The 10,825-nt window shown below is 45.6% G+C and carries 9 protein-coding genes; 5 read left to right on the forward strand and 4 right to left on the reverse strand.

What is annotated here, in order from left to right:
• A partial coding sequence (locus RMO35_RS07430; RefSeq protein ID WP_309739788.1) for a PAS domain S-box protein occupies window positions 1–2,893 on the reverse strand: 2,893 nt, incomplete at its 3' end.
• 326 nt (window positions 2,894–3,219) lie between these two features.
• Window positions 3,220–5,244 (reverse strand): response regulator, encoded by a 2,025-nt coding sequence (locus tag RMO35_RS07435; protein ID WP_309739791.1) that lies wholly within the window; start codon window positions 5,242–5,244, stop codon window positions 3,220–3,222.
• Between the two features lie 175 nt (window positions 5,245–5,419).
• Between RMO35_RS07435 and RMO35_RS07440 the strand changes: the two genes are divergently transcribed.
• From RMO35_RS07440 to RMO35_RS07460, 5 genes are all read left to right on the forward strand, one after another.
• On the forward strand, window positions 5,420–5,908 hold the full coding sequence (locus RMO35_RS07440) for an Hsp20/alpha crystallin family protein (RefSeq protein ID WP_309739793.1): 489 nt from the start codon (window positions 5,420–5,422) through the stop codon (window positions 5,906–5,908).
• A gap of 41 nt (window positions 5,909–5,949) precedes the next feature.
• A complete protein-coding gene (locus RMO35_RS07445) occupies window positions 5,950–6,159 on the forward strand; it encodes a hypothetical protein (protein WP_309739795.1) in 210 nt (69 codons plus the stop codon).
• Window positions 6,160–6,298: 139 nt separating this feature from the next.
• Window positions 6,299–7,858 (forward strand): NAD(P)/FAD-dependent oxidoreductase, encoded by a 1,560-nt coding sequence (locus RMO35_RS07450; protein WP_309739796.1) that lies wholly within the window; start codon window positions 6,299–6,301, stop codon window positions 7,856–7,858.
• A 130-nt stretch (window positions 7,859–7,988) separates the two neighbouring features.
• On the forward strand, window positions 7,989–9,263 hold the full coding sequence (locus tag RMO35_RS07455) for an FAD-dependent oxidoreductase (RefSeq protein ID WP_309739798.1): 1,275 nt from the start codon (window positions 7,989–7,991) through the stop codon (window positions 9,261–9,263).
• A 56-nt stretch (window positions 9,264–9,319) separates the two neighbouring features.
• Complete coding sequence (locus RMO35_RS07460) at window positions 9,320–9,499, forward strand: hypothetical protein (protein ID WP_309739801.1); 180 nt, start codon at window positions 9,320–9,322, stop codon at window positions 9,497–9,499.
• Here the strand turns inward: RMO35_RS07460 and RMO35_RS07465 are convergent.
• Both RMO35_RS07465 and RMO35_RS07470 read right to left on the reverse strand, forming a co-directional pair.
• Window positions 9,482–10,405 (reverse strand): SIMPL domain-containing protein, encoded by a 924-nt coding sequence (locus tag RMO35_RS07465; protein WP_309739803.1) that lies wholly within the window; start codon window positions 10,403–10,405, stop codon window positions 9,482–9,484. The two genes, RMO35_RS07460 and RMO35_RS07465, sit on opposite strands and share 18 nt — an antisense overlap.
• 221 nt (window positions 10,406–10,626) lie before the next feature.
• Complete coding sequence (locus tag RMO35_RS07470) at window positions 10,627–10,770, reverse strand: hypothetical protein (protein ID WP_309739805.1); 144 nt, start codon at window positions 10,768–10,770, stop codon at window positions 10,627–10,629.
• Between the last annotated feature and the right edge of the window lie 55 nt (window positions 10,771–10,825).

The following is a 10,825-nucleotide window of genomic DNA, read 5'->3' on the forward strand; positions in this document are numbered from 1 at the left end:
CGGTTAAAATATGCCGCACCTGAATCGTCGTGCGCTCGCCATCTAGCCCCCGTGCAAAGGTGAGAATTTGCTTCACCAAACCGCTGCCGCGTTTGGAACTTTCGACTAGCATATTCAATAGTCGGCGATTGCGATCGTCCACATTAGGCAGTGTCATCGGTAGAAGCTGCGCCGCACCGACAATCGGCGTAAGGACATTATTCAAATCGTGGGCGATCCCACTGGCGAGACTACCCAAACTCTCTAACCGTTGAGCGCGGAGGAACTGCTGCTCTAATTGTTTTTTCTCGGTGATGTCGGTATCGACACTCAGAATCGAGCGAGGATTCCCCGCCTCATCCCGTACCAGCGTCCACCGACTTTCGGCGATTACTTCCTTCCCACTTTTAGTTAGCTTGCGTAATTCACCTTGCCACGCGCCCTGTTGCCGCACTGTCTGAGCGGCAATTGTAACTTCTGGTGAGACATCTGTATAAAACATTTCCATTGTCTTGTGCCCCACTGCTTCTGCGGCTGTCCATCCATAAATAGACTCAGCACTATTGTTCCAGAATTGAATCTGACCATCCAAATCTCGCACGATAATCGCATCTGTCGCAATATTTAGTAAGGCAGCTTGCTCTTGGATTCTTTGCTCTGCGGCTTTGCGCTCCGTGATATCCATCATCGTGCCGATATAGCCAGTCAAATTGCCGGATTCCTCATAGATGCCGATTGCCTTGACAAAGACCCAGTTTACACTTCCTTGGGGGGTCACAAATCGATGCTCCGAGGCGAATTCCTGCTGGGTTTGCACGGCAGTATGCCACTGAGCATAAATCGATGCTCGATCGTCAGGATGGAGCGTGTTTGCCCAGCCGTCTCCCAGAGCTTCAGCTAGGGTCGATCCGATTAGTTCTAAACATTGCTGATTGATAAATAGACACTTGCCCTCAACATCGGTTTGAAAGATGCCGACAGGAGCCGATGTTACGAGTGCGCGATAGCGGGATCGACTCTCTTGTAGTTCTGTTTCAATCTGCTTGCGATCGGTAATATCGCGCCCCTCTGGGATCAGCATCACGACTTTGCCAGCGACATCGAAGATCGGGCTGAGCGAAAAATCGACCCAAAAGTGAGTACCATCCGCTAAAACAGATGGGGCTTCAAATCTCACAACTCGACCTGTCGCCGCCTGAACGATCGCTTGTTGTAGTCGAACTTGAACATCGGGGTAGTGAGTCCACCACGGAGTCGTCCAAAATGCCTGTCCGACAACATCATCTAGTGTCACTGCGATCGCATCTAGCGCGGTACGGTTAATTTCGATGACCGTCCCAGCCGGATCGAGCAAGCCCATCAGTTGGAAGGTATTATCAAAAATCGCCCGAAACTTCCGTTCGCTATCTTGCAGCGATGCTTCAGCTTGCTTGCGACTGGTGATATCAAACCGAATCGATAAATACTGAAACGGTTGACCGCACTCGTCTAAACAGGGCACGATCGTTGTCGCTACCCAGTAATAACTACCATCCTTAGCACGATTTTTGATTTCACCACTCCAGACTCGTCCGCTAGTAATTACTGCCCACAAATCTCGAAAGAATTCGGGTGGATGGTAGCCAGAATTAATCGTTCGATGGGTTTTACCGATTAACTCATCTGATGAATATTGAGAAATTTCACAAAATTTTTCATTGACAGAAATAATCGTGCCATGTAAATCGGTGGCAGCAACAATGGCCGATCGATCGAGCGCGTATTTCTGAAACTCATGCTTGACGATCTCGGCTTGGAGTTGCTGCGATTGCAGGTTCAATTCGACGGTGCGCTCTTGCACTCGCAGTTCTAGCTCATCTTCAGTCTGTTGTCTTCTAATTACTTCCAGTCGCAATTCATGATTGCTCTGCTCTAATTCTGCCGCTCGATCGATCGTCTGCTGTTGCAATTGCTCCAGCATGTACAGCATTTCCAACGGATCGAGTAATTGCAGCAGGTTAGACTGGGTAAGGATGCCGACTAGCTCGCCGAGATCGTTGGTAATTACCAATCGCCGAACCTGTTTGGATTCCATAATTTGCTGGGCAGACCATAATGAATCTGATGGCTGCAAGCAAAACAAAGGGCTACTCATCACCGATCCGACCACCAACCGCTCTAGATCGAGTTCGAGTGTCTGAAACTGGACGATATCCTGTTCGGTAATAATTCCGACTGGGTGCAACGGTTGTCGTTGGCGGAGCCTCTCCTTTGGAGAATCGTTCACAATGACGATCGAACTCACATTCTGCGCGGTCATCATCTGGGCGATTTGCAAGATCGTCACATTTGGAGTTGCCTGAACTACTTCACTCGTCATGCCCTCCGCGATGGAGCGAAATTTCAACAGGTTGACTGGCTGCAAAATCTGGCGAATATGCTCTGGCGTGACCATCCCAATGAGTTGCTGACGATCGTTGAGGATCGGTAAATGGCGGATTTGATGCTGTTGAAAGATCGTCAACGCATTCATCACTGTATGGCGATCTGAGAGTACTATGGTGTGCAGCTCGGTAATCATCACCTCCCTCACTTTCAAGCCTTGGAGACTGCGCTGACTGGCGGCGATCTTCACTAAATCGCGTTCGGTAAAAATGCCCACCAATCGATCGCTGTCTAAAACTAATACCGCACTCTCATGTGGGGTATTATTCTCGATCGGAGATTGCGATCCTGGACTAGCCGATCCGAGCGCAAGCTCGGCTGGCAACAGGCAGTTAGCTCCTTTCGCCCGACTCATCAACGAAATAACTTCGATCACTAGCATGTCAGGATCTACCGTCAATGGTTGCCGATTCCCCAAAGGAGAGGCTCCGCCAACGACGATCGAAGCCAAGCTTGGTAAATTCTGTAACAGACCAACAGTACTTGGCATACACGCTCACAATTAAAGTACTTCCTACGTCTATACTAAGCTCGATCGAATTGCTATGCAAAGCAAGCTCGATACTATTTCGATCTTCCCTCCCAGCGATCGCCAACTGGGAAGGAAACCTGACGAATTTTCAACCAGAATCTAGGCTGTGAAGACTTTATAATAGATGGTGCAGCCGTAATGGAAAGAAATGCCATGACATCTCAAACGATCGATTGCTAGAAGGTTTGAGAAGTTTTCCCGTCAAGCCTTATATTATTTTTTATGTTTTGATTCCAGATGGAATTTAAATTCTGAGAATTATTTCTCATAACTACTACTCGGTTCTAGTCTGGATCGAGCAGTAATTTGCATAGTATATCGACCTGTTCTAAAATTGGGCGACTTTGCCGAGCCTGGAGCGTATTATCGGCTGACACAGCAGCATTAATTGCCATCAATGCTGCTTGAATTTTCGCTTTAGTTGCCAATTTCACTCGCTCGGCATCGATTCGTTGCCATTGAGCGGACTTTAATTTCTGTATCTGCTGACGCTCCATTAAATTAGTAATCCGTGCAATAATTTCTGGCCCGATGACTGGCTTGGTGACGAAATCATCAGCTCCGATCGCAAAAACTTGTTGAATTAATGTTGGTTCGGTGTGGGCGGTCAGAAAGATGATTGGTAAATTAGCATACTCGGCTCGATCGCGAATTGATTTACATAAATCCAAGCCACTGACGATCGGCATTTCGACATCTAAAATTAATAGATCTGGCTTACACATCGGCAAGATCTCCCAGAATTTCTGAGAATCAGCTAGGGTAGTAATCTTAAAGCCCCAAGGCAATAATAATGCGTGTAAAATCGCCAAAATCTTGAGATCGTCATCGACTACTAATACATGAGTTTGAGCTGATTCTGCCTCAGCGATCGCCCGATCGATCGATTCCATCAGATCGGCGATTTTAGTAGGGCAAACACTAGTCCAATTTCCCAAATGCTGTACGATTGGATCTAGCCGATCGGGATTGGTGAGAGCGATTACTGGGACTAACGGCACTTGTCTATTGATTTCAACTAATAAGCCTAACACTGCTTCTGTCTGCTCGCTCTCAGCCTCAGTTAGTAAAATACTGCGGGTACGATCTCGATGTAGTTGGGATCTTGCAGCAGCGATGGTTGGCACAATTTGAACGTTCCAGCCGCGTTGGCGTAGCCTTTCTGCTGAGGCAGACGCTGCGCCTAACGGCAGGCTATCGCCAACGCGAACGGAACGAAAATCGGTCGCCATCGATTGGATTTTGCAATTGAGATCTCGATCTGCCGATACTAAGAGAATATCTGTTGTTAGATCGGGTGTAAAACTGTGTAGATCTGTAGTAACAATTGGTCGATCGAGTTCTTCTCGCAAAGCTGTGACGAGTGAAAGTAATAACTGCCCTTGTGCCGTTGTTAAATCTCGATCGCTACCGAGTAATTTTTCAATTTGACGCGCTAATTCCGAACTTAAAGAAAAGCCAAATGTCCCCAACGAGCCAGTAAGTGAGTGGGCGATATTTTTGCCAATCGCTTGCCAATCGGACTGAAGATCTTGGTTGAAAAATCTCACTGCAAGCTGCTCTAAGATCGCGACTTGCTCGTGAACTTGTCCCTTAAATTTCTCCCACGTATCAGTTAGTAGCGTCGCCCCAGACGACTCGATGGGTTTGAGTCGATAACCAATACCGTATACCGTTTCGATAAAATCGGCTGCTGCTCCCACTTGCTTGAGTTTGTGGCGCAAACCTTTAATATGAGTGCGAATGACATCTTCCCCAGGCGTATCGAAAGACCACAAATGGTCGAGAATAGCATTACAGCTAAATACTCGCTTGCTGTTGCGGAGAAATAGCTCTAATAAGGCGTATTCTTTGGGCGTGACGGGGACTAATCGATCGCCAAAGGTGACATCAGTACTAACGGGATCGAGCTGTAAACTGCCCCAAGTCAAAATCGGTGCTGTTGGTGCATGACTGCGGCGTAATATTGCCCGTAGTCTAGCCAATAGTTCATCTCGATCGAATGGTTTGCTCAAATAATCATCAGCCCCAGCATCCAAACCTCTGGTGCGATCGGCAGCCGAATCGAGGGCGGTGAGCAGCAAGATCGGGACGGTGTTGCCTTTTGCCCGAATCTCTCGACAAACACTTATCCCGTCTTTCTTGGGTAAGGTGACATCTAGCAAAATCGCATCATATTCGTAAACATCGCTGAGATCTAAGCCTGCTTGCCCATCTGTTGCCACATCCACAGCGTATTTATGGGTTGCCAAAATAGTTTCAAGCAGGAACCCAATCCCCGGATCGTCCTCAACTACCAGAATTCTCATCGGCTCATTTCCCCAATACTACTATCGATCGTGACACAGATCGGTAAGCTCTAGCCTCATCATGCACCAATTTCTTCACAAGTTCCTCAACCGATCGAGCTACTTTATAGATATGGACAGCGGATAAATAATATCCACGACAGTAGACCGAATATTGATGAAGAGAGCAATAGGTATGTTATTAATTAAAGAATTCAATAATTTACGTCAGCAAATGGACAAAATATACGACGATCTTGCCCGCGAACAACCACATTTAGGCGTGTTTGCTAAAGCTGAAGAAACTCTTTGGACTCCAGCGATCGAGTTGCAGGAAACCGAGACAGAGCTGCTACTAAAGGCACAATTACCAGGAATTAAGCCAGAAGAATTAGATATTCAAGTGAGCGAAAATGCCGTTTTTTTATCTGGAGAACATCAAGAGGAAACAAAGACCACTGAAAAGGGTGTATTTCGATCTGAGTTTCATTATGGTCAATTTAAACGGGTAATACCTTTACCAGCCACAATCAAGCGAGAACAGGTGAAAGCAGAAATGGTATCGGGGTTACTCACTTTAACCATGCTCAAGGCGACTCCCGCTTTGCCCCATTTGGTAAAAGTCTCACTAGCGGCTGCTAACGAGCCGCCTGTGCTGCCGGAACCAGAGAAAACATCTGTTTAGCTTATATTTTCTAACTTGCCTAAATTCAGGAGCATTTAACCATGCGCGAACAAAAATTTTTCCTCATTTCAGCAACTATTTTTGCTGTAATTGCACTCCTGCATGTATTTCGACTAACGACTAATTTGCCAGTTCAATTTGGGGCTGTTACTTTCCCGATTTGGGGTTCATGGTTGGCAGCAATTGTCGCCGCCGGATTGAGTATCTGGGCTTTACGGCTGATGTCTCAATGGAAACAAAGTCATACATAACTCATGGGGATTCGTTGGCGTAGCCGCGCCGAGAGGTAATCGAACGTTCGACGTGAGATATAGTCCCAGTGGAGATCGATTTGTAGAGGGCGGTGCTTTATTTCCGCCTCTGTAAATCGCTATATACAGGAGTAAACAAATGATTGAATATGCAAAATATCCCAATCGCAATACAGACTATTTAATCGTAGGCAGTGGTTTATCAGCATTAGTCTTTGGCGCATTGATGGCTAAGGCTGGTAAGACAGTGAGAGTGCTAGAAGCTCACGAACATCCTGGGGGGTTCGGGCACAGCTTTACAATGTCGAAAAAATATACTTTTAATGCTCAGTTGCATTATGTATGGGATTGTGGCGAGGGACATACGGTAAATCGGGTGCTTAAAAAACTCGATTTAGATCGAACTATTACTTTCAATCGCTTCGATCCAGATGGGTTCGATCGAATGCGAATGCCCGATTATAAGCTCGATATTCCGAGCGATAGTGCCGAACTGATGCGGCGATTAGTTGCTCTATTTCCTGAAGCTGCCGAAAATTGTCAACAGTTTGTCAACGAAATTCATGCAGTTCGCGCTGGATTGCGATATCTATCACCACCGATTCAACCATTAGAATTATTCCGACATCTCGGCGAAGTCTATTGTGCGCTGCAATACCTCAATAGTACGCTTCAAGATGCGTTTGACAAATTCAAACTACCTCAAGCCGCTCAAACTTTACTCGCCCTGCAATGGCCAGATTTCCTCTTACCGCCAGAGCGATTATCTTTCTACGCTTGGGTAATTTTATTTACAGGTTATCAAGAGGGAGCTTTTTATCCAACCCAACATTTCGATCGAGTGATTAATGCCCTAGTTGATGTCATTGCTCAAGCTGGTGGTGAGGTATTACTAAACCAAGAAGTGACAGATTTCTCGATCGTAGATAAGACTGTGACGGGAGCAAAGGCGATCGATATACTCACTCATGAAACTCACGAATATCTTGCCGATACAGTCATTTGTAATATCGATCCAAAACGAGCTGCTGCCAAAATTGGCATCGAAAAATTCTCGCGATCGCTCCAACGCAAGTTAAATTACGACTATTCACCGTCTAATTTCATGGCCTACTGTGTCGTCCAGGGAATTGATTTACGAGACTATGGCTTTGGCAAATCGAATACATTTCACAGTGGCGATCTAGATCTAAATGTGGCAATCGATCGAATGTACAACGAGCATGACTATAGCAATCCCAGTTTTGCGATTACCACCCCCACCTTATTAACTAACTATGGTGGTGACTGTCCTCCTGATTGCCAAATTATCGAATTTTTGACAGTAGCTAACTATGAGTATTTCAACCAACTAAAACAACACGCTCCTAAAGCCTATCGACATAAAAAAGCAGAAATCTTAGAATCCATTCTTGATATAATCGAACGAGATTATATCCCTAATTTCCGCAGTTATTTAGTCTTCAAAATTACTGGTAGCCCAACTACCAACGAACACTTTTGCTATTGTCCAGAAGGTAACTCCTATGGTTCTAGTTTAACACCTCAAAATATGGGACTCGATCGACTCAATCACGAAACATCCCTTAAAAACTTCTACTTCTGCAATGCCTCATCTGGTTATCCTGGCTTTGCACCGACTTTTTGGACTGGTGCGCTATTATATCAACGATTATCAGGAGATAAAATTTTGAATTAAGGGTTTGAATGCAACTATTTGTTAGATAGAAATTGCGTTAAACCTAGATGGTGGGCAGTGCCCACCATACTAACTACATAATATCTAGAAAGATAGATGAGAGTGGAAATACTATCGGGATTTAAATACCATGAAAATTGCGATTATTGGCGGTGGTGCCAGCGGCATGGTTACAGCTTATTTACTCGATAAGCAAGGACATCAAGTCACCGTATTCGAGCGAGAATCAATGCTAGGCGGGCACATTCGGACTCTCAATCAAAACGTCCAGCCCGATCGTTCGGATTGTAATTTAATCCTAGAAAATGGCGTACTAGAATTTCCGACATCATTTCATAATTTCATGAATTTGATGGCAGAACTAGGTATAGAACTAGAGCCAGTCAATATCGGATCGGCACTATTTCTCAAGAATGGCACCCATTATCTATCGAAAGTAGCGATCGATCGAAATTTTACTGGTATCGATCGGTTCCTCGAATATTTACGCATAAATTTATTTTACCTCCGCTCGGCGAGCTTATTAATCGCCGCAAAATCATGGAAAGCGATCGATTTCCACAACCAATCTTTAGCCGATCGATTCAAACAGCCATATCTCCGCAATATTTGGCTGAAGTTATTTGCGATGTACAGTTATTCGATCCCGTTTACAGCGATCGATAATTGTCCCGCCGAGCTGGTAATTCCTACCCTCCGCGATGATGTATTTGTAGATTGGGTGAGAATTAAAGGTGGTGTTTATTCCTATATTCAGAAAATTCTCGATCGCTTTCGAGGCGAGATTTTGCTGGGTGTTGAGGTAACTGCAATTCGGCGATCGATCTCCGGTATAACCATTGAATTAGCTGGAGCTAAAATATTGGAATTCGACAAGGTGGTATTTGCCACCCCTCCCGACGTGGTACTCAAATTGCTTGCAGATCCCCGCCCAGAAGAGATCGACAGGTTTGCTGCTTGGCAAGGAAATCATGTTCAAACACTACTCCACACTGATATGGAGATGTACGAACCCTACCACATCAAAGAAGGCTCGGAATTTGATTTCTTCGAGACAGATCGACAAAATGGTAATTGGGGCTATAACGCCCGTCTCAATCAACTCTGCGGCATCACATCTCCAACCCAATATAGCCTATCATTTAATCTCGAAAGCTTAATTGCACCAGATCGAATTTTGCATATCCAACAACATCACACCCCATTCTATACAGTGGCGGCTTTTCACCATCGACAAGAGATTATCAAAACTAATGGGAAATTAAATACTTACCATGTTGGAGCCTATCTCGGAGATGGTTTACATGAAGGCGCGATTACTTCGGCTATTTGGGTTGCCGAAACGCTCGCAAATACAGTTGAAATAAAGTATAAATACCTTACTCCAGAGCTTTCTCTGCTCTAAGATGAATAACTTACACCCCGATCGTGTTTGACGAAAGAATTAACTCCGCCATTTAGTTGATTTCGACTACCAAACACCCTCTCAATGCGCTAGTTCATGCCGACGATCGGGGTATTGGCGGGACGATCGTTGAAACATATGGCGATCGCTTCGAGTTGTCTAATCCTGGATCGTTATTGGTTTCCCGCGATCGATTATGGGCTGGTAATATCAATCGATTAATAGCCAATATCTAACGTTACTGCTGCTTCTACCTGCTGTTCGCCACCTACAACTGGGGTAGCAGGCTTGGTAGCCGTCATATCAGCCCTGGCTTGCATCGGCATCGGTAGTGGGACGGGAGTAGAGGCGCTATTAATTTGTACCCCAATTACTTCGCGACGCTTGAGATTGAGAGTTTGTAGTACAGTATCAGCTTGACGTTCGGCATCTTGAGTTGCTTGCTTGAGGGCTTGCAGTTGGGCTGTCGCAATTGCTCGATCGCTGGCGACAAAATTCACGCCATCGATGCGCGTCGCACCATTTCTGACAGCCGCATCGAGAATGGCACCCGCTCGATCGGTTGTCACTTGAAAACTGATACTGTTGCTAGCAGTATATCCAGTCAGTTGCGGCTGACCGTTAGGTGGATAACTATAAGTCGGATTGAGATTGATGCCAGTTGTTTGCAGCTTATCTACCTGCTGGGTTTTTAAAAAGTCTACCACCCGTGTCGAACGTTTTGCGGCATCCTGTTGAGCTTGATTGGGCGTTTTCGCTGTAACTTCGATCGCGAGGCGGATCTGGCTGATGGTAGTGGGAATAGTCACAATTCCTTTGCCACTAGCGGTAATGGTGCGGCTGGGTTTGCGCTCTTGGCTACTTCCGGGTGCAATCCCTACCGTCAGCACCAAACTTGCTGTCAGGAGCAGTGATAGAGCCGATCTGGAATTGAAAATCCAGTGGCGATGCTGAGGACTTAACTCGTTCGCGTAGCGTCTCCCCTGGAGAATCGATCCAGTAGTTGTTGGCGATAACTGGATCTGATGATGCTGTATCGATTTCAATTTGTCGTGCGGCTTTGCAGGATCTAAATCTGATGCCAATAGGTCGATTTGATGGCGTTTTTGCTGATGTTGTCGCCACTGTTGAATTGTGTTCATTCGGGGAATTTGCCTGGGATGTCGAGCTACTTGTGATGACTGTCGCCAAAGTCAAGATGTTTCCACTCTTGACTCGCTCGAAGTAGTCATTGGCTAGCTCCAGCGATCGCTCAAAATATTAAAACTCTTACTGCGATTACAAAGTTGGCACAATAATCGCGCGGATGTTTAGATTGCCTTTCTCCTGGGCATATTAAGTGTATGAGATATTTTCCGAATGTCTACGTAAATTTACTAATAATACTGCCACTATTCCCATCGTCCCTATCGGGCAAATCTAGTTTATTTATTGTCACTAAACGATTGCGATCTGCTGGTGACGGCGATCTGGCAACTAAGAAGGCATCTACTTTTATCCCAAACATTCCCGATCGGTAAATTTGAACAGTGCTAGATCGACAAGATTAGTTAACATATATC

It is taken from the genome of Chamaesiphon sp. OTE_20_metabat_361 (assembly GCF_031364565.1).